This window comes from Nocardioides sp. JS614 (genome assembly GCF_000015265.1).
Classification (GTDB): Bacteria; Actinomycetota; Actinomycetes; order Propionibacteriales; family Nocardioidaceae; genus Nocardioides.
This window is the reverse complement of record NC_008699.1, coordinates 2913039-2937148: the sequence shown is the minus strand read 5'-3', so window position 1 is coordinate 2937148 and position 24110 is coordinate 2913039. Positions and strand designations below refer to the sequence as shown.

Here is a 24110-nt window from a genome sequence, read left to right as displayed (position 1 = left end):
ACATGTCCGCCCAGAAGTCCGTGCAGAAGTCCGCGCAGAAGACGCCCGAGTCCGAGGCTCCGCACACCCGTCGTGCCCAGCTGCTGCAGATCGCCGCCGGTCTGTTCGCCGAGAAGGGCTTCAAGAACACCACGGTGCGCGACATCGCCGACGCCGCCGGCATCCTCTCGGGCAGCCTGTACCACCACTTCGACTCCAAGGAGTCGATGGTCGACGAGATCCTGCGCACCTTCCAGGAGGAGCTCTTCGGGCAGTACGACGACATCCTCGGCGGCGACCTCGACCCGCGGGCCAAGCTCGAGCAGGCCGTACTCGTCTCCTTCGAGGCGATCGACAAGCACCGCGACGAGGTGGCGATCTTCCAGAACGAGGCGGCCTACCTGCTCACGTTCGACCGGTTCGCCTACCTCGCCGACCGCAACCGGCAGTCCCAGCAGGTCTGGCTGACCCTGCTGCGCACCGGCGTCGACGCCGGGGTGCTGCGCGACGACCTCGACCTCGAGCTGACCTACCGCTTCATCCGCGACACCGTCTGGGTCGCCGTGTCCTGGTACCGGCCCGGCGGCCGGCGCACGCACACCGAGATCGCGCGGCAGTACCTGTCCATCCTGCTCGAAGGGATCGCCCGTGCCTGAGGCCTACATCGTCGACGCCGTCCGCACGCCGGTCGGCAAGCGCGGGGGAGCGCTGGCTGGCGTCCACTCCGCCGACCTCGGCGCGCACTCGATCGCCGCCCTGATGCGGCGTACCGGCGTGGACCCGGGCGCCGTGGACGACGTGATCCTCGGCTGCTGCGACACGATCGGCTCGCAGGCCGGAGACGTGGCCCGCACGGCGTGGCTGGTCGCGGGGCTGCCCGACCACGTGCCGGGCGTGACCATCGACCGCCAGTGCGGCTCGGCCCAGCAGGCGGTGCACTTCGCCGCCCAGGGCGTGCTCTCCGGCACCCAGGACCTCGTGGTCGCCGGAGGCGTGCAGAACATGAGCGCGATCCCGATCTCGTCCGCGATGCTCGTCGGCCAGCAGTACGGGTTCTCCACGCCGTTCGCCGAGTCGCCGGGCTGGCTCGCGAGGTACGGCGACCAGGAGGTCAGCCAGTTCCGCGCCGCGGAGCTGATCGCGGAGAAGTGGGGTCTCTCGCGCGAGGAGATGGAGTCGTTCGCGCTGGTCTCCCACGAGCGCGCGCGGGCGGCGATCGCGGAGGGGCGGTTCAAGGACGAGATCGAGCCGGTCACGCTGCCCGACGGGACCGTCGTCGACACGGACCAGTGCCCGCGCGACACGTCGCTCTCGAAGATGGCGGCGCTGTCGCCGCTGATCCCGGACGGGCGGATCACCGCCGCCGTGGCCTCCCAGATCTCCGACGCGTCGGTGGCGATGCTGATCGCGTCGGAGGCCGCCGTACGCGATCACGGGCTGACGCCGCGGGCGCGGATCCACCATCTCTCAGTGCGCGGGGACGACCCGGTCTGGATGCTCACCGGCCCGATCCGGGCGACCAGGCACGCGCTGGAGCGCAGCGGCCTGGCGATCGAGGACATCGACCTGTTCGAGTGCAACGAGGCCTTCGCGCCCGTGGTGCTGGCCTGGATGAAGGAGACCGGGGCCCCCCACCAGCGGGTCAACGTCAACGGCGGCGCGATCGCCCTGGGCCATCCGATCGGCGCCACCGGGGCGCGCCTGATGACGACGCTCCTCGGCGAACTGGAGCGCACCGGTGGCCGCTACGGGCTGCAGACCATGTGCGAGGGCGGCGGCCAGGCCAACGTCACGATCATCGAGCGACTCTGACGGGAGCGCCGTCCGGTGCCGCCGGGCGGCGGTGGCGCGGAAGACGGCCCAGCCGGCGGCGGTCGCGATCACGGCCGCCAGGAGGATGCCGACGACCGCGCGGTCGTGGCTGGCCCGGTCGGGGAAGGCGAGGCCGGCGACCAGGAGGGACACCGTGAACCCGATGCCCGACAGCGCCGCACCGCCCGCCACGTGTCCGAGGTCGACGCCGGACGGGAGGCTGCCGAGACGGCTGCGAACCCCCGCCCAGGTGGCGGCCAGGATGCCGACGAGCTTGCCGACGACGAGGGCGAGGGTCACGGCCCAGGTGAGCCGCGACGTGAGCGCGTCGGCCAGCACGCCGCCGCGGAGGTCCACACCCGCGTTGGCGAGCACGAACAGCGGCACGACCACGAGGTTGCCCCAGGGGTGCAGGCGCCGCTGCATGCGTTCGTTGACCGACACGGCGCGCACCAGCTCCCGGTGCGCGGACCTGCCGACGTCGACGTTCGGCGAGTCCCTGAAGGCCCGGAAGTGGTCCGCTGCGCGCGTGACGGCCGAGTGTCGCGGGCGGTGGGCGGCCACCAGCAGTCCGCCGAGCATCCCGGCGATGGAGGCGTGCAGGCCGGACTGCAGCGTCGCGAGCCACAGCCCCAGGCCGGCCAGGAGGTACGGCGCGGCCCGCCAGACGCCGTACCGGCTCAGCAGCCCGACCACGGTGGCGAAGACCGCGACGAGCACCAGGCCGACGGCGTCGAGGGAGTCGCTGTAGAAGACGCCGATGACGCCGACGGCGACGATGTCGTCGATGACGGTGAGGGTCAGGAGGAAGAGGCGCAGCTGGGTCGCCATCCGCGGCCCCACGATGGCCAGTGCGCCCAGCATCACGGCGGTGTCGGTGCCGATCACGACACCCCACGCGCCCTGCGCGTCGCCGGGTGCGAGCAGGACGTACAGGGCGGCGGGGACCACCAGGCCGCCGACGGCGGCGATCACCGGGATGGCGGCCCGGCGCGGCGTGGTGAGCGCGCCGATGGAGAACTCCCGGCGGACCTCCAGGCCGATCATGAAGAAGAACAGGGCCATCAGCCCGTCGTTCACCCACTGGCCGAGGGGCATCGACAGCCGCCAGTCGCCGACCGAGAACGAGGCGGGGGTCGACCACAGCGACAGGTAGGACCCCGACCATGGCGAGTTGGCCCAGGCCAGGGCGACGAGGACCGCCGTCAGCAGCAGCCCGGCACTGCCGGCCTCGGTGCGCAGGGCGCGTCGGGCTCGCGAGCCGATCCGCACCGCGACTCCTCCCGGGCTCACCGGTCGAGCCGCCCCAGGTCGACGCGCTCGTGGGCCGAGCGGGCAGCGGGCCGGAACGCGGCGTGCTGGTGGGCCGGCTCGTCGGGCGGCGGTACGTACACCGGCGCCGCGTGGGCGAGCGCCCGCACGATCGCGTCGAACGCCGACGACTCCTCCGGGGACTCGATCCAGCGTTCGGACGCCGCGATGAAGCCGGGCGAGCTGGCGAGCACGACGAACCCGATCACGATCAGGCCGGCGCCGAGGCTCGGCAGGTGGCCGACGACGGCCGCCGGGACGGCGGCGGCCAACACCGTCGCAGCAGTCCGCTGCGCCGGACCGCGGGCCGCCCACGCGGCCCCGGCGCCAGCGCCGAGCAGCAGCGCCGTACCGGCGATGGCGGGGTGGCGATCGAGGCCGAGCAGCACCCCGCGGGCCAGGAAGACGGCAACGGCGATCGTCCAGACGATCCGGTAGGCCCTCATCGCCGGCCTCCGGCCGGCTCGGACTCGTCGTCGAGCGTCACGGGGGCCGGTGTCGTCTCGTCCGGGCCGAGCAGGCCGGCGGCTGCGAGCGTGCCGACCGCGAGCAACAGGATGATCATCACCGCAGTCGCGATGAGCCAGATCAGGTGTCCGTTCTCGGACATGGGTCACTCTCCTTCGTGGTCGGCATCGACGTCGATGCGGTGTGGTGAAGGACGGCGCGCTCGGGACGGCGCGCTCGGAACTGCGCGCGATCACCAGTTGGGCGGCGGGTCGCTCGCGGGGAAGGAGTCGTAGCCCCAGATGTCGACGATGTCGTCGACCGGGACCGCGTGCTCCGCGGGTCGAATGTCGGTGAGCGCCATGCCTCTGCCCCCTTCGGTTCGTATGGCCTCTGGGTTGGTGACGTCTCAACCATAACAGTTGGGGTATTCAAACCAAAACGATTGGAGTACCCTCACCATCGTGACGAGTGCAGAAGCGCAGGAGGCGGCTGTCGCGCTGGAGCGGGCCGTGCCGATGCTGGTCCGGTGGTTCACCCGGAGCGACGTACGCCGGCGAATGCTCGCGGACAGGGACCCGGCGCTCTCGGCGACCGATGCGTGGTTGCTCGGCCGGATCACCGACGCCGGCCCGCTGCGCCTGTCGGAGCTCGCGGACTGGCAGGAGGTCGACCGGTCGACGATGAGCACCGAGATCCGGCGGCTGGAGGCCCTGGGCCTCGTCTCACGGGCGACGGACCCGCGGGACGGCCGTGCCGTCCTGGTGAAGGCCACCCGCACCGGCGCCGCCCGGCACCGGCGTACGAAGCGCACCGCCCGGACGGTCTATGCGGCGCTGCTCGCCGACTGGTCGGAGGAGGACCTGCGCCAGGCCGCCCACGTCGCCGCGCGGCTGGTCGAGACCTTCGAGCGCCGCAGCAGCGGGGGCGGTGCCGAGTAGCGTCGCGCCAGGCCTCGGACGCCACGACCAGTTCCACATTTCTCGCCCCGCGGCCTTGACTCAGGTGACGATCGTCACATAGAATCGAGCACATGTTCGATCTCGGGTCCGGTCTCGGCGCCACCTCGGTGGCGGCCTGGACGGGCGCGCTCGCCGAGACCGACCTCGACACCGACCCGGCCGCGATGGTCGAGGAGATCCGGGCGCTCGAGGAGCTCGCGTGTGCGGCCCGGGCGCGCCAGGCCCGGCTCGCGGCGGCGTTCGACGCGGCCGAGCAGGACCGTCAGGCGGCGGCCGGGACGCCGGCGGCGCAGCGGGGTCGCGGGGTGGCCGAGCAGGTCGCGCTGGCCCGCAGGGAGTCGCCGCACCGGGGCCGCCTGCACCTCTCCCTGGCCCGGGTGCTGCCCGAGCTGCCGCACACCGCCGAGGCGTTCCGGCGGGGCCTGGTCACCGAGTGGCGGGTGATGCAGATCGCCCGCGAGACCGCCTGCCTCGGGCGCGAGGAGCGCACGACGATCGACCGGGCGGTCGCGGGCGACCCGGAGGCGTTCGCGGCGTACGCCGACCGCACCGTGCTCGCCGAGGTCCGCAAGCTGGTGGCCCGCCTCGACCCGGCCGCGGTCGCCGAGCGGCGCCGCCGCGCGGAGAGCGAGCGGTGCGTCACGATCCGGCCCGCGCCCGACACGATGGTCTACCTCACCGCGCTGCTCCCGGTCGCCCAGGGCGTTGCCGCGTACGCCGCGCTGGCGGCCGAGGCCGACCGGGCACGCGCCGGCGGGGATCCGCGTGGTCGCGGGCAGGTCATGGCCGACACCCTGGTCGCGCGGGTGACCGGCGCCGGCGCCGGCTCCGATGGCCGGCCGGTGATCCCGATCTCCCTGGGGATGGTGATGACCGACCGGGCCGTGTTCGCGGGCGCCCACGACGACGCCGCCCTCGACGACTACGGCCCCATCCCCGCCGACCTGGCCCGCGCGCTGCTCTCAGGGGCCCTGGACCAGCAGACCCGCACCTGGGTGCGGCGCCTGTACCGCCACCCCGAGACCGGTGAGCTGGTCGCGATGGACTCGCGGAGCCGCCGCTTCCCGCGTCGGCTCGCCGTGTTCCTGCGCCACCGCGACCAGTGGTGCCGCACGCCCTGGTGCGGCGCCCCGATCCGCCACAGCGACCACGCCATCCGGGCCACCGACGGCGGCCCCACCGACACCGACGACGGGCAGGGCCTCTGCGAGTCCTGCAACTACGCCAAGGAGGCGGACGGCTGGCACCACCAGCCCCGCCCCGGCCCCGACGGGCACACGATCGAGATCACCACCCCGACGGGCCAACGCTACGAATCCCGCCCGCCCCCACTGCTCGGCCCTGCCCAGGCCGCGTTCCACCAGGTGGAGCCCGGCCGCTGGACGCGGATCGCGTGATGCTGGGGTGCGGCGTTGGCGGCGGTGCGACGCACTGCGACTGTTGTCAGTGGATGCTGGCCATCCGAGGGATTTGGTCGGTAATCTCGTCTCGTCAGACGGAGACATACACGCTCCGAACCGGGCCGAGCGACTTCAGCCGCGAACCCATCGTGCCGGGCTGGATATGAGCCAGCTGAGCATGCGCCCTGAGGAACGGTCGCGGTGCTCGATTGCTCGAAGAAGTCCTATCCAACCCAGTGGGTCGCGGAACGCGCCTTGCATGCGATTCAGGAGTCCTGCCGGTCACACGGTCGAAAGTATCCGACTGGGTCCTACTGGTGCGGCCTCTGCAAAGCCTGGCACCTGACCTCGAAGTCGAAAAGTCGAACTCCGAATTGGGTCAGAGAGAGACGATCTCCCGGCCGTGTGGGACAGGGATAGGCAGTCGGGGCGGAACGACGCGGGCGGCCGTGGCCCGCCGCACGCGACAACGCGAAGACTCGCCTGGCTGGGCGCCAGGCCCAACACGGCCTGCCATTGCGATTACGACGCCAGCCGCCCAATGGCATCTGGCGAAGGAACGACGTGTTCCCGAGGATCTAGGCCGTTGACAGGCGTTGTGTTGCGAATCGTCGCGACTGGATCAGCGACCTTCCGGCCACCCAGCTAGTGCTAGCCGGTCGCCCAACGTGACTGGACGTCGAACCAACCTCGATCCGGCCACCAGGCGATGACGCGGCTTGGTGTCAAGGGCCAGTAGGAACTGCCCAGTGGCGGACGTGAAACCTGCCCGCTGACGGCCACGAGAACTGCCCAGTGGTGGCCATGGGATCTGCCCAAGGGGGCTGGCGGCCACCACCGACCAGGTGCTCAGCTCAACGGGCTCACCCCCTGGCCGGCGAGCGCTTGGGTGAGCCGCACGGAGTCCCCGCTGGTCTGGCAGACGTGAGCGTGGTGAAGCAGTCTGTCGACGGTGGCCGTGGCCAGCGTCTTGGGCATCAGCTCGTCAAACCCGGATGGGTGCAGGTTCGAGCTGATCGCGACCGAGCGCTTCTCATACGCGGCGTCGACGAGCCGGTAGAGCCCCTCGGCTGCGTCGGCGGCCACCGGCAAGAGGCCGATGTCATCGACCACCACGACGTCTGCTCGCAGGACCCGGGCGATGGCCTTGGTGACGGTGTCGTCGGCACGGTGGCGGCGTAGCAGCACCCCGAGGTCCTCCAGGGTGAACCAGGCGACCTTCAACCCTTGCTCGACGGCATGTTGTCCGAGTGCCTCCAGCAGGAACGTCTTCCCGGTGCCCGACGGCCCGCACACCACGAGGTTCTCCCGCCGGTGGACCCATTCCAGGGTCCGGAGCGCCTGCTGGGTCGGCGCCGGGATCGAGGAGGCCTCGGGCTGCCAGGCGTCGAAGGTCTTCCCCGTCGGGAACCCCGCCGCGGCACGCCTGGTGGCCAAGGCGGATCGTTCCCGGCCGGCGACCTCCTCGGCGAACAGGGCCTTGAGGACCTCGGCCGGTTCCCAGCGTTGGGCCTTCGCGGTCGCAACGACCTCGGGGGCGTGACGACGGATGTGAGGCAGCCGCAGCCGGCGCAGCAACTCCTCCAAGTCCGCTGGCAGCGGCGGCGCTTGCGCTGTCCTGGCGGTCATCGGGTCACCTCGCTGTCGGCCTCGACCTGCTGGCCGACCTGCTGGCCGACCTGCTGGCCCAGTCGCGACCACGCGCTGGTGCCCTGGGTCAACGAGGAGTCCTCGCTGGCGCGGTGCTCACCGCCTGCGGGTCGGCGGGCGTGATGGTCCAGGATCGAGGCCAGGTCGGCCTCGGCGAACCGGCCGTGGACCGCGGCATGGCCGAGTGCCCAGTCGACCTCGACGGGGTCGAACAACTTGGCCAGCGCGAGCGCTTCGGACATCTTGACCCGCATCCGACCGGTGCCCGCCGCAGCGGCCTCGATCAGCCACAGCCGGGCACCCTCGCCCAGGTCGAGGAACTCCGACTCCGCCGGGTTCTTCGCGCGTGGTCGGCGATCCAGCGGCCCCGCTGGTTGCGGCGGGAAGTGGTCATCGTTGATCCGTGGTGTGCCGGGGGTGGCCCGGTGGTGGCGGGCAACCTCGACCGGACCGTCCTGGCCGACGTGGACGATGACGACCTGCTCGTCGCCCCCGCGGCCATGCACCCGCACCCACACCGTGGCGCCCAGCAGGGCGTGCGGGACCGAGTACTGGCCGGACTCGAACATCACCATCGGCGTGTTCGCCGGCACCACCCGGGTGGTACCGAACGCCACCGTGTGCGGCGTCATCGCCACCGGGTGCAGCCGGGTCCGTTCCTCGGCGAGCATCTCGATCGGCGGCCGCTTCGTGATCCGATGGTCGCGGGTGTTGACCTTGTGACAGAACTCCTCGCAGGCTGCCTCGAGCTCGGCGAACGAGCCGTACTCTTCTCGCAGGTTGGTGTCCTTGGGGACCAGATCGGCCTTGCTGATCTTCACCGACGACTCGGTGCCGCCCTTGGACGCCGGGTCCGCGGGAACACAGGTATGCACGACCACCGAGTAGTGCTCGGCGAACCCGACGAGCTGTGAGTTGCGGACCGGGATCCCGGCGATGTGCTCGACCGTGACGGTCTTCTCGTTGTCGGTCAGCACATAGGTCGGCACCCCACCCAGACGCCGGAACGTCTGGTCCAGAGCGGCGAACACCGACGGCATCGTCTTGTCACGCAGCGCGATCACCACCCGGAACCGCGACCACGCCAACCACGCGACGAACAGCACGGTCTTCACCCCGTCGACGACCGGACCGTCGCCGTAGTCGTACTGCAGCCACATCCCCGGCTCGGTGACCCACGGCCGGTGGACCCGCACATGTCCCGCGCGGTAGGCAGCCTTGACCTTCGCGACCGCACGGCGGGTGGTGCGCTCCGAACCGGTGTAGCCCAGCGCCACGAGCTTCTCGTGGGCCTTGTCGGCGCGGACCTTGCCCTTGGACCGCTCGACCCACTCCTCGACCTTGGGCAGGTACTCATCGATCAGCTGCGGCCGCACGGCCGCCTTGTCCAGCTCACCGGCACCAGCACGCCGCACGACGTAGCGCTTGACGGTGTGGTGGGAGCAGCCGGCCAGCTCCCCGGCATCACGCAACGACCCTGTCAGGTCGTAGGCATCCAAGATTTTCATGATCTCCTCGGCAGACTTCAACTCATCCCTTCCTCGGGAGCAATAGGGCGCATCAGCACCGCTCATCGCACCCGAGGAAGGGGCCTCAACCGCGGACCGCGGCAAGGCAGACAACGTCGTGTCGGGCAGATCCCATGACCGTCAGCGGGCAGAACTCATGTCCGCCACCGGGCAGCTTCGTGGCCGTCTCCGGGCAGCTTCTCGTGGCCGCCGACAGCTTGGAAACTCTGCGTCGTCGATCCAGAGGTGTGTCAGGCCGTCCGGAAGGTCTGGCGCCGGCAGGGGGACTTCGGATCCCAGGATCTCAAGTGCCTGGTGGACCGGCCATGGGTCGGCTCCGGTGACGCCGACATAGAGGTGGCTCTCGCCAGCGCCCTGGAGCTTCTCAACCTTTCCGCGGCACCGGTCGGACCTGAGGAACTCGCTTATCCAGGCGGCGCAGCCGTCCCAATCGATGGCTACAGGCCCACCGATCCCTTCGGGCAGTCCGTGGATCTTTCCTGGGCCGTCCTGCGGAGTCGGATTACAGGAGATCTCGGTCAGACCGAGGAGTGCGAGCTCGGCAATCTCCGGGAACAACTCCGGATGCAACGGGCTGACACGGGTGTGATCACCGCGCGCCTCGAGCTTTGAGAACGCGTCGACCAGTGTGCGCTCGAGCCCGACTCGTCGCGCCAGCGGAGTGACCGTCACCCACCACGTCCCACGGAGCTCCTTCCTCTCGAATTCGAGTTCTCCATTACTGAAGGCACGGAGCTGCTGGGCTCGGGCACCGTCGGTTGTCGTAACGACCTCTCCAACACCGACGATGCGGCCGAGGTCCTCCATCCTTAGATCGGGCGTTCGGGGGGAACGGTTGTCGTCCTGGATGAAGGTGTGCAGGCCAGTCGCTCGAGCGACAACTCGGGCAGCGCGACCCTCGAAGTCGCCGTACGGGCCAGCCGCGTCTCGCGTCACCATCGCCCGGCTACGAAGATCGGTCGGGTAACCAGGTACGTAGTCATGCGCCACGAGCACACGATCGCAGAAGGTTGAACGTTGCCAAGGTCGCCTGGATCTCAACGCTGCACCTCGGCGAGATTGTTCGACAGGTCGCTAGTCGCTGGTCAGAATCCGCAACTGTGCTGAGCTCGTCTCGCGTACGTAGGTCTTCGTTGCGGCTAGGAGTTCGAGCTGGGGCGCGCTCGCGCGACTCTGGCTGAGTCCAGGCTGAGCCAGAACGATCTCCATGATGACGTGAAGCGAGGGGACGTTCCCTAGGAGCCGAAGCAAGTCGGTGGCGGCGCCTGTTTCAAAGCCACTCGGCCTGCCTTGGCTGACCCGCCGCCGTTCTCGTGCCAACAGCTTCCGAATCATGTTCTCGGGATGTCTCCGCCAAGCTGAACTCTTCTGCGCCTGGCCGCACAACTCATAGAGATCCGAGAGCCGGGCCCCGACGGTCCCGCCGTGCGCGAACTTGCAATGGACGAGGACGACTCGAAGGGTGTCATCTTCGACGCGAAGCGCGACTAGGTCGGCAATCTCGCCTTTGCCGTCGTCGTCGATCAGGAGGTCCCAGTCTTGGGTCTGGAGCAGTTCAAGCGAGCGACCTTGAACAGTGCCTGGGACCTTCAGGTCTCCCCGAGACTCCTTGTTCAGATCGACGCCGCTCCATGAGATTGGCGTCATCTCGCTTCGATCAAGCGGATCGATGTCCCGATTGGGTCGATACAGGACTCCTGGTGGAGAGACGACACCGTCGCCGCCCAGAAGCACAATGGGGCAATGCCGTGTGAGGAACTCGGATCCAGGTACAGAAGTGCGACTTGTGGAGAACGCCGCCTCTGTCGATACAGCGCGAGCGCGCATCCCGTCCGAGTCGAGGACTATGTCGTAATCCACTGCGTGCTCTTCAGCGGCCAACGTGATTCGGACGCATCCCTCGTCCGACAGTTCGGGGGCGACGCTAAGTTCGACCTCGCTTAGGGGAACGTCTGCGCCTCCGATGCGGATCTTGAGTGATGCCGGAGGCGAGAGGAGCAGTTCGGTTGGCCACTCGGCTCCGAGCGGCACACTGTCCGGCCATGCATCCAGAATCAATGGCCTGATGAAGTTGCGCTTCACCGCCACCACGTCGATGGACTCGTCAAGAAGGCGCTTGCCGAGGGCCTGACACCATTCGACCCAGTCGAGGAGCGTTCGGGCGATGAGATAGCTCCACACCCGACCCTTCAAGCTGACTCCGACCGTGATCCGTTCCCCGTCGCGGAACCCTGCGGCGAACAGATTGGTCTGGACCTTGGTCGCCTCCTCAGCCGCCGGGAACCCGTCGGTGACGTCAGCGCCGACATACATCGAGAATCGACGTGCGCGACTGTAGATGTCGAGCACGCTGAAGCGCCCCAGGTTTGATGCCGCATCCTTTTGAGTTGGAAGGATGCGAACCATGCCGAAGAAGATCGATCCCGCAGTCAAGGAGCGGTGCGTGCGGCAGGTGCTGGAGCACCTGCCGGAGTACCCGTCGCTGACCGCGGCCGCCGAGTCCGTCGCACGCCGCGAAGGCCTCGGGAAGGAGACCGTGCGCCGGTGGGTCGTCCAGGCCCAGATCGACGGCGGCCAGCGCCAGGGCGCAACCAGCGAGGAGCTCGCTGAGATCAAGGAGCTCAAAGCCAAGGTCCGTCGGCTCGAGGAAGACAACGAGATCCTCCGCCGGGCCTCAATTTTCTTCGCGGGGGAACTCGACCCCCGCAATCGCTGATCGTCGCGTTCATCGACGAGCTGCGGGCCGAGGGCCACGCGGTCGAGTCGATCTGCCGGGTCCTGCGCGAGCAGGGCTGCCAGATCGCCGCGCGGACCTACCGCGACTGGGCACAAGCCAACTGCCTTGTCGCAGCCCGGACGATCACCGACGCTCAGGTCACCAACCAGGTCCGTGACCTGGCCTGGACCGTCGACCACGAAGGGGTGCGCCGGATGACACCCGAGGGGCTCTACGGGCGTCGGAAGATGACCGCGCTGGTGCAGCGCACGTCGCCCGAGGCATCGCCCGGCAGCGTGGACCGGGCGATGAGAACCCTGTCCCTGCAAGGGGTTCGGCGTTCGAAGGGGATCCGGACCACGATCCCGGCCAAGGACGGCAAGCGAGCCGGTGACCTGCTGGATCGCGACTTCACCGCCGAAGCGCCGAACAGGACCTGGGTCATGGACTTCACCTACGTGAGAACCTGGGCCGGGTTCGTCTACGTCGCGTTCATCCTCGACGTGTTCGCCCAGAAGATCGTCGCCTGGAACGTCGCGCCCACCAAGGCCGTCGAGTTGGTCGACGTCCCGCTGCGAATGGCGTTGTGGCAACGCGACCGCGAGGGCCACCCGATCGTGCCCGGCGAACTGATCGGCCACGCCGACGCCGGATCGCAATACACCTCGATCACCTTCACCGAACACCTCGCCGAGGAAGGCATCCGGCCCTCGATCGGGACGGTTGCCGATGCCTATGACAACGCCCTGATGGAGTGCGTGATCGGGCTCTACAAGACCGAGTGCATCCGCACCACGGTCTTCCACGCCGGCCCCTACCGGACCATCGGCGACGTCGAGTACGCCACCGCCGGCTGGGTCGACTGGTACAACAACAGGCGCCTGCACGGCTCGCTTGGGATGATGACCCCAGTGGAGTTCGAGCAGGCCCACTACGCGACTCTCAACCGAGAGCCGCAACCCGCATAGGAGCGGCACAGAACCTGAGGCGCTTCAGTCTCCGGAACGGCAGAGGAGATCAAGCGCGCGCACGGGGCCGGCAAACCGGTTCATGTCTGGTTCTCGAACGAGCCTATTCCGCGGGACGCAGATCTGAAGCAGCTCGCTGCCTTGGAGAAGTTTCGCACCGAGTTGCAGAAGATTGGCCTCCTCGGCGGCTACGCGAACCCCGACGATCTCGCTTACCAGGTGCGTCAGGCGATCGAGCACGACCTACGGCAGCTTTCCCTCGGGGCTGTCAAGGGCCCGAAGGCCAAGGCTGGGGCCGTCATCCGGTCACGGTTCCACTACGAACGGAATCCCAACGGGTTCACCAACCAGGGAAAGCAGAAATGGAGCACGATCAGCCGCCTCGTGGTCGCCAACGATGGTGACGCGACGGCTGAGGGGCTTACTGTCTCGGTCTCGAAGCCGGATGGGGCGGACGAGGGCGCTGGCTTCAGGTGGGGAGCATCCGCTCCGGACACTCCATTCGACTTACTCCCCGGCGCCAACCGCGAGTGGCCCTTCCTGCCGGTGGGGCTCGACTCCGTAGTTATTCACAGTGAATGGGTTGAGGCTGGCAAGGCGCACTCCGAGGACCAGATGATCACGGTCTAACAGGCTCGCTATTGGGTGCGGTCTCATCTTGGCGAGGACTATCCCGCGCCCGCGGGCCTATTGGATTGGCCTCACAACACGGGTTCCTGAAAGGGTGCGCCACGCGCTTCCTCGGTCGGAGCCAAGATCATCACCGCTGGTCGAAAATCTTCATCTCGGCGTTAGCGCGGTCAAGACGCTGATTGAAGGTTGCCAGATCCATCTTGATCCAGAACTTGTCCGGCTCAGCGAGGTAGCCGAGAGACTTGCAGAACGTGTTCATCATCGAGATGCCACTTGTCGCCGTCTGGGCTGACTCCTTACCGGGCCACGCGCTGCTGGCGTCCGGAACCTCGGCGAGTAGCCCGAGCAGCTCCACCCAAGCGGGCGCGACCAGCTCGGACCAATTCGCCTGACCGTGCGTCGAAAGGTTGGCAGGGTCGAACGGGTGACCGTGGAGATGGCGAGCCGCCATGCACCCGAGAGTCTTGGTGTGGTTCGACATTGCCGCAAGGACGTCGCTCCGCAACCGAGCAACGTCCAGGTGCTTCTGATACTCGAAGTTCGCGCCGATGGAGGCGATGTTCAGCCCGGTCAGTGTGCCCTCGTACTCGAAGTCAGTGTGGCTGTTCTCGACGGAGTACCCCGCGGCGAAGACTGCGGCCTCGCATCGGTACTCGTCCACGCAGACAGCGAACATGGACGCGACGGTGAAGTCCCACGGGTCGTCGAGAATTTCGTCGAGCAGCTCGTATGGCTCCTCCGCACGCCGCATGATCTGCAGGTGCCCCGACTCATGAGCCAGCACCCGCTCCAGCACTCCTAGTGATTTGGTCGCCATGACCTCCCAGTTCACGATGACAACGACGTCCCCGTCGGTCGTCGTGACCGTTCGCGCCGCCACGTCACCGCCACCGCGGTCCGCGTGGTAGTCCGACTCGCCGGTCAGGCGCTGCACGGTAGGGACGAACAGGTTGGTGACCACAACGAGCGCGTCTGGCGCACCCATCACGGTGTGGCCCTTTGTGATGGCGTCCTCAGCGGCGGCGGGCAGGCGCTCGATTGCGCTGGCTATTGGCACGCCGCTCACGGTAAGCGACGACACCGACCCCGCAGGACCAGTTGCGACCCGGCGGCTAGTCAGCTGAGCGTGCCCAGCAGAGGGGCTCCATCCAGCAGCAAGTGGAGCGAGGCGCATCCGTTCCTTCAGGCGCACAAGCGCACGGGCATCAAGGTGCGACCGCGTTCGCGGGAGAGAGGCTGCGTCCTAATGGGCGGAAAGCCCGTCACGGCAGGCCACGCGCGGGATCTCCGACCGCAGGTTCACGCAGCGTCCGAAGTCAAGCAGTGCGAACGAGCGCGCTCAGCGGAACACCAAGAAGAACCCGACGATCCCGGGCACCAGGCCGAGCAGCAGCCAGGGGGAGAGGAACTTCTTCTGGTGGATCACCCGGAACACGGTGACGGCGATGATGCCGAACGCGCCGGCCAGGATGTTCAGGCCGACCTGGGCGCCGGGGCGGGACTCGTCGACGGTCAGGGCGGCGATCACCAGGCCGGCGGCGAGGTGACCGATGGTGGTGGCGGCGAGGACGGAGAGCACCCACCGCTGCACCGGCTCGAGGGCCATCACGCCCGGGCCGGTCGGCCGGATGACCTCGCGGCGCAGGTTGTCGGGGTCCATCAGGTGCCGGGGGCGCTTCCGGACTTGCTGCTCGCTCACGACCACCATTGTCCCCGGATCCTCGACGGGCGCGTCACGCGGGCACGGGCGTGGGACGCCGGGCGAACACCAGCGCGCCGAGGAGGACGACGTACCCGACCAGCGCGATCGCCGCGCCGGCCAGCGCGATGGTGAAGCTCAGGTCGAACAGCCCGTCGGAGTAGCCGAACAGCTGGGTGAGCAGCGAGAGCCGGCTGTCGTCGGTGTCGCCGAAGTCCGGCATGAACGCGCCGACCACGAACAGCCCGGCCCAGGTGACGACCTGGGCGGAGGCCTGGAGCCCGGTGAGCGCGCGCGGCCGGCCGTCCTGGGTGTAGGCGAGGATCGTGGTGACCAGCAGCGCGACCAGGACCACGGGGACCACCGAGACCAGGAAGATCAGGAAGAACCACCCGCCGACGCCGAACACGATCCGGCCGATCCAGACCCAGGCGACCAGCACCAGGTTGACGGGGATCATCCACAGCAGGGTGGTGCGGCCCAGGGTGCTCACGAACGCACAGGCTAGGGCACCAGCCACCACGGACTGGTGTAGGCCACGCCGAGGTCGTTGCAGGCATGTCCGTCGGGTCCGGGCGTGGCGTTGGGCTGGCTCGGGTCGGCGACCCGCAGCAGCACCCAGTCGCCGTCCGCGACGTCGAGGGGTACGGCGAAGTCCACGACGGGACCGACCCGGAACTCCTCGACGTGGGTGACGGTGGGCGCGTCCGTGCCGGGCCGCAGCACCTGCACGGTCAGCGGCCGCCCGATCCACGAGGTGTCGCGCGCCAGGTCCAGCCGGAACCGCACCGTCCCGGCCCGCAGCGGCAGCTCCGACCCCATCCGCCGCACGGTGCCGGCGGGCGTCGCCGCGGTCGCATCGACGCGCAGCCCCGACGTACGGGTCGCGAAGAACCGCCGGGCCCGCATCGCCTCCTTCACGCCGGCCCGCGAGTGCTCGCGGACCCACAGGCCGGTGCGGCCCTTGCCCTCCGGGTGGCCCCAGTCGGTGCCGTGCTCGTCGGTGACCCCGGTGATGCCGGTGCGCCAGCCCGCGTTGAGGCAGGCGACCAGGGGAGACGACCTGTCGTCGGCCCAGCCCTCGAACAGGAAGTCGTCGCGGCGGTTGAACATCTCCAGGGACACGACCTGGTCGCGGACCCGCTCGTCGTAGGTGAACTCCTGGAAGCGCCCCGGCTCGCGGCCCGGGTGGTTGAACCCGGCCAGCCCGTCCGCGCCGCCGTCCAGGACCAGTCCCGGCTCGCGCCGCAGCCACTCCAGCAGCGGCTGCATCAGCCCGGCCTGGACGACATCGGTGTAGTGCTCGGTGAACCAGACGTTCACGTGGCCCAGCAGCGGCTCGGACCACTCGAAGCCGCGGATCGCGGTGAAGGCACCGTCCTGGTTCGCGGCGTCGGCGTACTCCTGCGTCCGCGCCCAGCCGCCGGGCGTGAGCCCGCCGAGCTGGGTGTACTCCGGCGGCAGGATCCCGGTCAGCGCGTCGCCGAGCACGTTGTCGGACAGCGTCGCGTGGTCGGTCAGCGCGGCGACGTCGAGCCCGGCGGCGCGCATCGAGTCGAACGCCAGCCCCGGGTCGCCGTCGCCATCGGAGAGCAGCGTGTGGTTGTGCAGGTCGGCGTGCACGAGGCGGGTCCCTCGGCCGAGCCGCGACGTGCGGGCGGCACCCGTGCCCGCGATCGCCCCCGTGGCGGTGCCGACCGACGAGGCCAGCAGCAGGCCCGCGCCCGCCGCGATCGTCGCTCGCCGGGTGAGCGGTCGGGAGGGCAGCGTCGCGTGGTGGTGGCCGTCGCACATGCCCGGCCCAACGCCCGCCGCGCCCCGGGGTGACGGTCGGTCGGGCGAACGAAGGGTGAACTCCGGCCCCTGTAGGCTGCCCGGCGTTCGGCGGATCGGCGACAGGGGGTGCAGATGATCGGGCTTCCGGCCCACGGCTTCGTGCTGCTGTCGATGCCCAAGTGCGCCTCGACCTCGCTGGTGCGCTCGCTGCAGGGCCACGCGGAGCTGCTGCTGCGGATCAACCCGCGGCTCAAGCACATGAACTGCCGGTCCTTCCACACCCTGATCGTCCCGGTGCTGCGCAACGCGGGCTACGAGCGCGAGGACTACGAGCTGGTCTCGCTGTTCCGCGAGCCGACCGCCTGGCTGGAGTCGTGGTGGCGCTACCGTCAGCGGCCCGCGCTTGCCCAGGAGGACGCCGCGAAGTACACCGGCGACCTGAGCTTCGAGGAGTTCGTCGGGCGGTACGTCGATGGCGATCCCCGGCCCGGCACGCTCCGCGGCCGCCCGGCCCGGTTCGTCGCGCTGAGCGACCAGCTCGACCTCGGGGTCGACCGGCTGTTCGCGCTCGAGCAGCCCGACGTGTGGCAGACCTGGATCGGCGCCAAGGTCGGCGGCGGCATCGACGTACGCACCGACAACAAGTCGACCGTGCGCCCCGAGCCGGAGCTCAGCCGCACGATGCGGGCGCGGCTCGACGCGTTCTTCGCCCCGGAGTACGCCATCTACGAGGAGCTGCGCACGACCGGCGAGTGGGCGCCGCCCCGCGGGCTCGTGCCTGGCCGCTAGGGCGAGAGCACGTACGTCGCCGCCCGGCGCAGCTCGTCCGCGGCGCGCGTGACCACCCGGTCGATCAGCTCCTCGCAGGTCGGCAGGTCGTCGATCAGGCCGACCACCTGACCGCTGGCCAGGACTCCCGCGGACGTGTCGCCCTCGACCAGGCCGGCGCGCAGCATCGTCGGGGTGTTCGCGGCGAGCGCCACCTGGCCCAGGGTGCGGCCCTGGGCCTTGCGCATCGCCCGGCCGTCCTTGAGCAGGGCCGGCCAGCTCATCCCGCTGGACCGCTTGAACTCCAGCGTGCGCCGCATCGTCGGCCCCAGCCGGCGCACGGCGCTGGTCTCCTCGAGCTCGGCGACCAGGTCGGTGCGCAGCATCCGGTGCGGCATGCCGTCGACCTTCGTGGTCACGACCGTGTCGGTCAGGCCGCGCTCGAGGTAGAGCCGCTTCACGGCGTCGGGGACGGCCGAGTCCTGCGTGAGCAGGAACCGGGTGCCCATGCCGATCGCCGCCGCGCCGTACGACAGCGCGGCCGCGAGGCCGCGGCCGTCGAAGAAGCCGCCGGCGGCGACGACGGGGATGTCCACCCCGGAGTCGTGCAGGGCGTCCAGAACAGTCGGCAGCAGGAGGGTGGTCGGCACCGGGCCGGTGTGGCCGCCGCCCTCGCCGCCCTGCACCATCACCGCGTCCGCGCCCCATGACGCGACCTTGACCGCGTGCTTGGCCGCGCCGATCGAGGGCATCACGACGACGCCGTGCTCCTTGAGCATGGCGATCAGCTCGGGCTTCGGTGCCAGCGCGAACGACGCGACCTTGACGCCGTGCTCGATGAGCAGCCGGCAGCGGTCGGGTGCGTCGGCGGCATCGGCCCTGAGGTTCACGCCGAACGGCGCGCCGGTGCGGCCCTGGACCTCGAGGATCGCCCGCTCCAGCTCGGGCATCGTCATCGTGGCGCTGGCCAGGATGCCGAGGCCGCCCGCGTCGGCCGTGCCGCTGACCAGGCGCGGCCCGGAGACCCAGCCCATGCCGGTCTGCACGACCGGGTGCCGGACGCCGACCAGGTCGGTGAACGGGGTGCGGATCAGCTGCTCAATCACGCCCGCCTGCTTCCTGGGGGACCTCCTTGAACCGCAGCCCCTGGGGGTCGAGCACCTCGCGGATCAGGACCTCCTCCTCCGTCGAGGGCTCGCGGGTCGTCGGCACGTCGGCTCCGCCGGACAGCTCGAAGCCGGTCGCCTCGCGCACCTCGTCGACGCGCACGCCGGGATGCACGCTGAGCAGCCGCACGGTGTCGCCGTCGCCCTGCACGTCGAAGACGCCGAGGTTGGTGACGATGCGGTGGATGTCGTTGTAGCGCGCCGCCGCCGGGCCGGCCTCCTTGGCGAGCTGCGGCCCGACGCCGGAGACGATGTCGACGCGCTCGACGAAGACCCGGGGGGAGTGCCGCGGCACCCAGTACGACGTGCGGTTGTTGACGGTGTTGCCGGGCGCCCCGCGGCTCCCGAGCAGCTGGCGCTTCGGCCGCGCCCAGTCGCCGATGGCAGAGATGTTCTGGTTGCCGTGCCGGTCGATCTGCGTCGCGCCCATCATCACGTGCCGCTTGCCGTGGGCGACCACGTCGAAGACCTTGCCGAACGGGATCCACCCCTCCACCACGTCCGCGACCGCGTTCAGCGGCGGGACGCCGGCGAGGAACAGCGACTCGCCGTCGGAGATCACCAGGTCGGGGTTGCTGGTCAGCTTGGCCAGCCGGACGCCGAGCATCGGCAGCAGCCCCATCGGGCTGGCGAAGAGCTCGCCGTCGTCCCGGAACGCGTCCGCGATCGCCGCGGCACACACATCCGCCCTGGTCGCGCTCACGCCTGCTCCTCCCCGAACGCGCGCACAGCCGCCTGGTACGCCGCCTCGTCGCCCGTGAGGAAGCGGTCGTGGAACGCCGTCCAGTCCTCGTCCGACCCGCCGGCGGCCGCGGCGTACGCCTTCTGGAACCGCTCGTCGCGCTCGTAGTCGGGCGTGCAGGTGGTGAAGTGCGCGCCGTTCGGGGCCTCGACCACGCCGCTGACCATCATCCGGCTCAGCAGCAACCGCTGGACGGCGGTGTCGACGGTGAGACCGGCGGTGTCGACGACCTGCTCGACGGAGACGTAGGCGCGCTCGGCGGCCATGCAGAACAGGTCGTCGAAGTACGGGTCGGGTCCGAGGTAGGTCGCGTTGCCGTGCCGGTCGGCCCGGTTGAGGTGGACGAGCGCGACGTCGAGGCGCAGCGCCGGTACGGCGACCAGCTCCTCGTGGTCGTCGTACGGGCTCGTCACCGTCTTGATCCACGGCTGGTTGACCAGCACGTCGGAGCCGAGGCCGGCGCGCATCGGCAGGAACGGCAGCCGCTGCGCCGCGGCCCGCAGGGCGGTCTGGAACATGCCCTCGTCGAGCTCGACGAGCTCGGGGATCGCGCCCTCCTGGCGGGCCTTCGAGAAGTTCGGCTCCAGCGGGATCGAGTCGAGGCTGACGAACGCGAAGACCAGCTTGCGGATCTTGCCGGCGCGGGCGAGCAGCCCGACGTCCGCACCGCCCCAGCTGACGATCGTGAGGTCCGCCAGGTCGCTGCGCAGGATCGCCCGCACGAGCGCCATCGGCTTGCGGCGCGCGCCCCAGCCGCCGATGCCGATCGTCATCCCGTCGCGCAGCTCTCCGACGACCTCGTCGATCGTCATCTGCTTGTCGCGTGGTCCCGTGGTCACCGTGCCTCCGTGGATCGAGCCCGTCGAGATCCCTTGTCGGTCCCCGCGAAGGCGTCTCGCAGCTCGTCGCTCACGCCGGCCAGGTTCAGCTCGAAGGTGAACCCCTGCTCGAACCGGTAGCTCCGGTTCACGTCGACCGGGTCGATGCCGTTGAGCGCCTCCTTGGCGGCCCGGATCACCCGGGTGTCCTTGGCGGCGATCTCGCCGGCGACCTTCAGCGCGGCGTCGTCGAGCTGGTCGCGGGGGACGGTCTCGAGCACCGAGCCGAACTGGACGAGCGCCGTGGCCGGGATGGTCCGCGCGGTGAAGTAGAGGGTGCGCATCAGGTGCTGCGGCACCAGCCGGGCCAGGTGGGTGGCCGCGCCGAGCGCGCCCTGGTCGACCTCCGGTACGCCGAAGTACGCATCGTCGCTGGCGATCACGCAGTCGGCGTTGCCGACCAGCCCGACGCCGCCGCCGAGGCAGAAGCCGTGGACCGCGGCGACGACCGGCACGGCGCACTCGTAGACCGCCTTGAACGCCGCGAAGCAGCCCCGGTTGGCGCCGATCAGGGCCTCGAAGCCGCCGGTGTGCTGCATCTCCTTGATGTCGACGCCGGCGTTGAAGCCGCGGCCCTCCGCACGGAGCACGACGACCTTGGTGTCGAGGTCGCCGGCCGCCGCGTCCAGGGCGGCGGCGACGTCGTACCAACCCTGCACGGTCAGCGCGTTGACCGGGGGCGCGTCCATCGTCACCACCCGGATGCCGTCGTCGCGGAGGTCCGAAGTGATCGCCATGGCACCCAACCTAACACTTGCTTGGTATGCTCGTCCCATGTCGCTGGCCGTGGACCTCACCGGACGCGTCGCGCTCGTCACGGGCGGGACGCGCGGCATCGGGCTCGGCATCACCCGGTCGCTGCTCGCCGCCGGCGCCTCGGTCGTCACCTGCTCGCGCTCGGACGTCGAGCCGGTGCCGGGGACGACACACCGGGCCTGCGACGTGCGCGACGCCGACGCGGTGCAGGCGCTCGTCGCGTCCGTGGCCGAGTCGCACGGCCGGCTCGACGTACTGGTCAACAACGCCGGGGGAGCGCCCGCGAGCGACGCGGCGACCGCGTCGCCGCGGTTCCACGAGAAGATCGTCGGGCTCAACCTGCTCGCGCCGCTGGTGTGCGCGCAGGCCGCGAACGCCGTGATGCAGCAGCAGGACGCGGGCGGGGTGATCGTCAACATCTCCTCGGTCTCCGCGAACCGCCCGGCGCCGACGATCGCGGCGTACGGCGCGGCCAAGGCCGGCCTCGACTCGCTCACCGCCTCGCTCGCGATGGAGTGGGCGCCCAAGGTACGCGTGAACGCGATCGACGTGGGGCTGTGCCGGACCGAGCAGACCGGCGACCACTACGGGGACGACGTCTCGGTAGCCGCGATCGAGCAGACGATCCCGCTCGGCCGGATGGCGGACCCGATCGAGGTCGGGAACGTCGCGGCGTTCCTGGCCAGCGACCTGGCGTCGTACGTGTCCGGGGCGAGCCTCGCCTGCCACGGCGGGGGAGAGCCACCCGCCTTCCTCGTCGTCTCGAACATCGTCTCGAAGGGGCCGTGATGTCGTCATTGTTGGAAGGTCGGGTCGCGATCGTGACCGGCGCGGGCCGCGGCATCGGCCGCGCGCACGCACTCGAGCTCGCCCGGCACGGCGCCGCCGTGGTCGTGAACGACTACGGCGTCTCGTTGGCGGGTGAGGAGTCCGGTGAGACCCCGGCCGAGTCGGTCGTCGCCGAGATCGAGGCCGCCGGTGGCCGGGCGGTGGTCAACACCGCCGACGTCGCGGACTTCGACCAGGCCGCGGCGATGGTCCAGCAGGCGGTCTCGACGTACGGCGGGCTCGACGTCTTGGTGAACAACGCCGGGTTCGTGCGCGACCGGATGCTGGTGAACACGGCCGAGGAGGAGTGGGACGCGGTGATCCGGGTGCACCTCAAGGGGCACTTCGCGCCGCTGCGCCACGCCGGCGCCTACTGGCGGGCGGAGGCGAAGGCGGGGCGGCCGCGTGCGGCCCGGGTCATCAACACCTCGTCCGGAGCCGGCCTCCAGGGCTCGGTCGGCCAGGCGACGTACTCCGCGGCCAAGGCGGGCATCGCCGGGCTCACCCTGGTCGCCGCCCAGGAGCTCGGCAGGTACGGCGTGACCGTCAACGCGATCGCCCCGGTGGCGCGGACCCGGATGACCGAGGGCGCGTTCGACACCTCGGCGATGGCGATGCCCGAGGACAACTCGCCCATCGTCGCGTGGCTGGCGTCGGCCGACGCCGGCGACGTCACCGGGCGGGTGATCGAGATCGACGGCTCGACCATCACCGTCGAGACCGGCTGGGCCCACGGCCCCAAGAACGACCTCGGCCGCAGGTGGGAGGCGGCCGAGGTCGGCCCGGCGGTGCGTGCCCTTCTCGCCGCCGCGCCCGCCCCGGAGCCGGTGTACGGGGCGTAGGCGCCGGTTTCACTGGCCAAGCCGCAACGCCGCCCGACCCCTCAGATCCGCTCGAGGACCGTCCCGGTCGCCATGGCCCCACCGGCACACATGGTGATCAGGGCGGTGCTGGCGTCGCGGCGCTCGAGCTCGTGGAGGGCGGTCGTGATCAGCCGGGTGCCCGTGGAGCCGACGGGGTGGCCGAGGGCGATCGCGCCGCCGTTGACGTTGACCCGGTCGAGGTCGACGCGGTGCTGGCCGGCCCAGGACAGCACGACGGAGGCGAACGCCTCGTTGACCTCGAAGAGGTCGAAGTCGGAGATCGACATCCCGGTCCGGTCGAGGACCCGCTGGGTGGCGTCGATCGGGCCGTCGAGGTGGTAGTAGGGGTCCGAGCCGACCAGGCAGTGCGTGACGATCCGCGCCCGTGGCGTCAGGCCCAGGGCACGCGCCCGGTCGGAGTCCATGATCAGGACCGCCGAGGCGCCGTCGGAGATCTGCGAGGAGGTGCCGGCCGTGTGCAGTCCGTCGGGGAGCACCGAACGCAGGCCCGCCAGCCCCTCGAGCGTGGTGTCGCGCAGCCCCTGGTCGGTGTCGACGAGCCGGGTCTCCCCGGTGGGCGAGCCGCCCTCGTCGAGCACCGGCGCCGCGTCGTACGGCGCGATCTCCCGCTTGAACCGCCCCTCGTCGACCGCCACCCGGGCCTTCTGCTGGGAGGCGAGGCCGAACGCATCGAGGTCGGCGCGGGTGATGCCGCGGTTGCGGGCGATCCGGTCGGCCGCCTCGAACTGGTTCGGCATGTCGATCGTCCAGTCGTCCGGGCGCGGGTCGCCGAGCCCGGGCGGGACGTTGGCGCCCAGCGGGATCCGCGACATCGCCTCGACCCCGCACGCGACGCCGACCTCGATGGTGCCCGCCGCGACCATGTCGTGGACCAGGTGGGCGGACTGCTGGCCGGACCCGCACTGCGCGTCGATCGCGGTCGCCCCCGTGTGCTGGGCGAGCCCGGCGTGCAGCCAGGCCCGGCGCACCATGTCGTTGGACTGCTCGCCGGCCTGGGTCACGCAGCCGCCCACCACCTGCTCGACCAGCTCGGAGTCGATCCCGGCCCGCGCGAGCACCTGGCGCTGCGCGAACCCGAGGAGTACGGCGGGGTGCACGCCGGCGAGCCAGCCCTTGCGCTTGCCGAGCGGGGTGCGGACGGCGTCGACGATCACTGGGGTGCCCATGGGACAAAACTAGAACACGTTCTTGTCCTGGACAACCTTC

General features: G+C 70.3%; 24 protein-coding genes, 1 pseudogene and 1 other annotated feature. Of the genes and pseudogenes, 9 read left to right on the top strand and 16 right to left on the bottom strand.

From position 1 onward, the window contains the following. Window positions 1-2: 2 nt before the first annotated feature. On the top strand, window positions 3-635 hold the full coding sequence (locus tag NOCA_RS15485; protein WP_011756205.1) for a TetR/AcrR family transcriptional regulator: 633 nt from the start codon (window positions 3-5) through the stop codon (window positions 633-635). Next, the gene (locus NOCA_RS26580; protein ID WP_011756204.1) at window positions 628-1791 is read left to right on the top strand and encodes an acetyl-CoA C-acetyltransferase; all 1164 of its coding nucleotides are present in this window, start codon (window positions 628-630) and stop codon (window positions 1789-1791) included. The genes NOCA_RS15485 and NOCA_RS26580 overlap by 8 nt, the downstream gene beginning before the upstream one ends. 54 nt (window positions 1792-1845) lie before the next feature. Here the strand turns inward: NOCA_RS26580 and nhaA are convergent. The 3 genes and pseudogenes from nhaA to NOCA_RS27605 form a co-directional block, all read right to left on the bottom strand. Then, window positions 1846-3063, bottom strand: a pseudogene (gene nhaA, locus NOCA_RS15475) (Na+/H+ antiporter NhaA); the annotation flags it as partial. A gap of 17 nt (window positions 3064-3080) precedes the next feature. Then, on the bottom strand, window positions 3081-3548 hold the full coding sequence (locus NOCA_RS15470; RefSeq protein ID WP_011756203.1) for a hypothetical protein: 468 nt from the start codon (window positions 3546-3548) through the stop codon (window positions 3081-3083). Then, window positions 3545-3712, bottom strand: a complete 168-nt coding sequence (locus NOCA_RS27605) for a hypothetical protein (RefSeq protein WP_011756202.1) — start codon at window positions 3710-3712, stop codon at window positions 3545-3547. The genes NOCA_RS15470 and NOCA_RS27605 overlap by 4 nt, the downstream gene beginning before the upstream one ends. 301 nt (window positions 3713-4013) lie before the next feature. Here NOCA_RS27605 and NOCA_RS25915 point away from each other — a divergent pair, with 301 nt between their 5' ends. Further along, complete coding sequence (locus NOCA_RS25915; RefSeq protein ID WP_140404143.1) at window positions 4014-4490, top strand: MarR family winged helix-turn-helix transcriptional regulator; 477 nt, start codon at window positions 4014-4016, stop codon at window positions 4488-4490. Window positions 4491-4582: 92 nt separating this feature from the next. Next, entirely contained in the window at window positions 4583-5908 is a 1326-nt protein-coding gene (locus tag NOCA_RS15460; protein ID WP_011756199.1) for an HNH endonuclease, read from the top strand. Window positions 5909-6760: 852 nt separating this feature from the next. Here NOCA_RS15460 and istB read toward each other — a convergent pair. From istB to NOCA_RS15440, 4 genes are all read right to left on the bottom strand, one after another. After that, window positions 6761-7540 (bottom strand): IS21-like element helper ATPase IstB, encoded by a 780-nt coding sequence (gene istB, locus NOCA_RS15455; protein ID WP_011754070.1) that lies wholly within the window; start codon window positions 7538-7540, stop codon window positions 6761-6763. Beyond that, the gene (gene istA, locus NOCA_RS15450) at window positions 7537-9090 is read right to left on the bottom strand and encodes an IS21 family transposase (protein WP_011754069.1); all 1554 of its coding nucleotides are present in this window, start codon (window positions 9088-9090) and stop codon (window positions 7537-7539) included. Before istA ends, istB begins: the two co-directional genes overlap by 4 nt. Window positions 9091-9210: 120 nt before the next feature. Continuing rightward, window positions 9211-9897, bottom strand: a complete 687-nt coding sequence (locus NOCA_RS27140) for a hypothetical protein (protein ID WP_140404226.1) — start codon at window positions 9895-9897, stop codon at window positions 9211-9213. 267 nt (window positions 9898-10164) lie between these two features. Continuing rightward, a complete protein-coding gene (locus NOCA_RS15440; protein WP_041546576.1) occupies window positions 10165-11439 on the bottom strand; it encodes a hypothetical protein in 1275 nt (424 codons plus the stop codon). Between the two features lie 55 nt (window positions 11440-11494). Between NOCA_RS15440 and NOCA_RS15430 the strand changes: the two genes are divergently transcribed. Both NOCA_RS15430 and NOCA_RS25910 read left to right on the top strand, forming a co-directional pair. After that, a protein-coding gene (locus tag NOCA_RS15430; RefSeq protein ID WP_086000400.1) for an IS3 family transposase occupies window positions 11495-12774 on the top strand; the annotation gives its coding sequence in 2 pieces (ribosomal slippage) (window positions 11495-11768 and window positions 11768-12774; 1281 coding nt in all). Then, window positions 11764-11898 (top strand) — a sequence feature (AL1L pseudoknot). Its footprint overlaps the gene before it by 135 nt. Before the next feature lie 141 nt (window positions 12775-12915). Continuing rightward, on the top strand, window positions 12916-13404 hold the full coding sequence (locus NOCA_RS25910; RefSeq protein WP_011756195.1) for a hypothetical protein: 489 nt from the start codon (window positions 12916-12918) through the stop codon (window positions 13402-13404). A gap of 130 nt (window positions 13405-13534) precedes the next feature. Here NOCA_RS25910 and NOCA_RS15420 read toward each other — a convergent pair whose 3' ends face one another. From NOCA_RS15420 to NOCA_RS15405, 4 genes are all read right to left on the bottom strand, one after another. Beyond that, on the bottom strand, window positions 13535-14464 hold the full coding sequence (locus tag NOCA_RS15420; protein ID WP_041546575.1) for a hypothetical protein: 930 nt from the start codon (window positions 14462-14464) through the stop codon (window positions 13535-13537). A gap of 282 nt (window positions 14465-14746) precedes the next feature. Beyond that, the gene (locus NOCA_RS15415) at window positions 14747-15115 is read right to left on the bottom strand and encodes a hypothetical protein (RefSeq protein WP_011756193.1); all 369 of its coding nucleotides are present in this window, start codon (window positions 15113-15115) and stop codon (window positions 14747-14749) included. 25 nt (window positions 15116-15140) lie between these two features. Then, on the bottom strand, window positions 15141-15599 hold the full coding sequence (locus tag NOCA_RS15410) for a hypothetical protein (protein WP_041546574.1): 459 nt from the start codon (window positions 15597-15599) through the stop codon (window positions 15141-15143). 11 nt (window positions 15600-15610) lie between these two features. Beyond that, window positions 15611-16900, bottom strand: coding sequence for a CehA/McbA family metallohydrolase (locus tag NOCA_RS15405; protein ID WP_011756191.1), 1290 nt, complete (start codon window positions 16898-16900; stop codon window positions 15611-15613). Between the two features lie 114 nt (window positions 16901-17014). On the opposite strand from NOCA_RS15405, the gene NOCA_RS15400 reads away from it, so the two are divergent. Continuing rightward, window positions 17015-17671 (top strand): hypothetical protein, encoded by a 657-nt coding sequence (locus NOCA_RS15400; RefSeq protein ID WP_140403826.1) that lies wholly within the window; start codon window positions 17015-17017, stop codon window positions 17669-17671. Here the strand turns inward: NOCA_RS15400 and NOCA_RS15395 are convergent. Genes NOCA_RS15395 through NOCA_RS15380 form a run of 4 tightly spaced genes read right to left on the bottom strand, consistent with a single transcriptional unit; the run spans window position 17668 to window position 21173 of the window. Then, window positions 17668-18756: an NAD(P)H-dependent flavin oxidoreductase gene (locus tag NOCA_RS15395; RefSeq protein ID WP_011756189.1), complete on the bottom strand. Its 1089-nt coding sequence runs from the start codon at window positions 18754-18756 to the stop codon at window positions 17668-17670. The two genes, NOCA_RS15400 and NOCA_RS15395, sit on opposite strands and share 4 nt — an antisense overlap. Then, complete coding sequence (locus NOCA_RS15390; RefSeq protein ID WP_011756188.1) at window positions 18749-19519, bottom strand: CoA-transferase subunit beta; 771 nt, start codon at window positions 19517-19519, stop codon at window positions 18749-18751. The genes NOCA_RS15395 and NOCA_RS15390 overlap by 8 nt, the downstream gene beginning before the upstream one ends. Beyond that, window positions 19516-20397, bottom strand: coding sequence for a CoA transferase subunit A (locus tag NOCA_RS15385; protein ID WP_011756187.1), 882 nt, complete (start codon window positions 20395-20397; stop codon window positions 19516-19518). The genes NOCA_RS15390 and NOCA_RS15385 overlap by 4 nt, the downstream gene beginning before the upstream one ends. After that, window positions 20394-21173, bottom strand: a complete 780-nt coding sequence (locus tag NOCA_RS15380) for an enoyl-CoA hydratase family protein (RefSeq protein ID WP_011756186.1) — start codon at window positions 21171-21173, stop codon at window positions 20394-20396. Before NOCA_RS15380 ends, NOCA_RS15385 begins: the two co-directional genes overlap by 4 nt. A 37-nt stretch (window positions 21174-21210) precedes the next feature. On the opposite strand from NOCA_RS15380, the gene NOCA_RS15375 reads away from it, so the two are divergent. Both NOCA_RS15375 and NOCA_RS15370 read left to right on the top strand, forming a co-directional pair. After that, on the top strand, window positions 21211-21981 hold the full coding sequence (locus NOCA_RS15375) for an SDR family oxidoreductase (RefSeq protein ID WP_041546573.1): 771 nt from the start codon (window positions 21211-21213) through the stop codon (window positions 21979-21981). Beyond that, the gene (locus tag NOCA_RS15370; protein ID WP_011756184.1) at window positions 21981-22862 is read left to right on the top strand and encodes an SDR family oxidoreductase; all 882 of its coding nucleotides are present in this window, start codon (window positions 21981-21983) and stop codon (window positions 22860-22862) included. Before NOCA_RS15375 ends, NOCA_RS15370 begins: the two co-directional genes overlap by 1 nt. A 41-nt stretch (window positions 22863-22903) precedes the next feature. Here NOCA_RS15370 and NOCA_RS15365 read toward each other — a convergent pair whose 3' ends face one another. After that, on the bottom strand, window positions 22904-24070 hold the full coding sequence (locus NOCA_RS15365) for a steroid 3-ketoacyl-CoA thiolase (protein WP_011756183.1): 1167 nt from the start codon (window positions 24068-24070) through the stop codon (window positions 22904-22906). Window positions 24071-24110 lie beyond the last annotated feature (40 nt).

What these genes read in the sequence shown, in the direction of transcription:
- NOCA_RS15405 (WP_011756191.1), bottom strand. Translation starts at nt 16,900, where the DNA reads ATGTGCGACGGCCACCACCACGCGACGCTGCCCTCCCGACCGCTCACC.
- NOCA_RS15460 (WP_011756199.1), top strand. Translation starts at nt 4,583, where the DNA reads ATGTTCGATCTCGGGTCCGGTCTCGGCGCCACCTCGGTGGCGGCCTGG.
- NOCA_RS15400 (WP_140403826.1), top strand. Translation starts at nt 17,015, where the DNA reads ATGATCGGGCTTCCGGCCCACGGCTTCGTGCTGCTGTCGATGCCCAAG.
- NOCA_RS15380 (WP_011756186.1), bottom strand. Translation starts at nt 21,173, where the DNA reads ATGGCGATCACTTCGGACCTCCGCGACGACGGCATCCGGGTGGTGACG.
- NOCA_RS15375 (WP_041546573.1), top strand. Translation starts at nt 21,211, where the DNA reads ATGTCGCTGGCCGTGGACCTCACCGGACGCGTCGCGCTCGTCACGGGC.
- NOCA_RS27605 (WP_011756202.1), bottom strand. Translation starts at nt 3,712, where the DNA reads ATGTCCGAGAACGGACACCTGATCTGGCTCATCGCGACTGCGGTGATG.
- NOCA_RS15415 (WP_011756193.1), bottom strand. Translation starts at nt 15,115, where the DNA reads ATGGTGGTCGTGAGCGAGCAGCAAGTCCGGAAGCGCCCCCGGCACCTG.
- NOCA_RS27140 (WP_140404226.1), bottom strand. Translation starts at nt 9,897, where the DNA reads ATGGAGGACCTCGGCCGCATCGTCGGTGTTGGAGAGGTCGTTACGACA.
- NOCA_RS15365 (WP_011756183.1), bottom strand. Translation starts at nt 24,070, where the DNA reads ATGGGCACCCCAGTGATCGTCGACGCCGTCCGCACCCCGCTCGGCAAG.
- istB (WP_011754070.1), bottom strand. Translation starts at nt 7,540, where the DNA reads ATGACCGCCAGGACAGCGCAAGCGCCGCCGCTGCCAGCGGACTTGGAG.
- NOCA_RS15470 (WP_011756203.1), bottom strand. Translation starts at nt 3,548, where the DNA reads ATGAGGGCCTACCGGATCGTCTGGACGATCGCCGTTGCCGTCTTCCTG.
- NOCA_RS15370 (WP_011756184.1), top strand. Translation starts at nt 21,981, where the DNA reads ATGTCGTCATTGTTGGAAGGTCGGGTCGCGATCGTGACCGGCGCGGGC.
- NOCA_RS15485 (WP_011756205.1), top strand. Translation starts at nt 3, where the DNA reads ATGTCCGCCCAGAAGTCCGTGCAGAAGTCCGCGCAGAAGACGCCCGAG.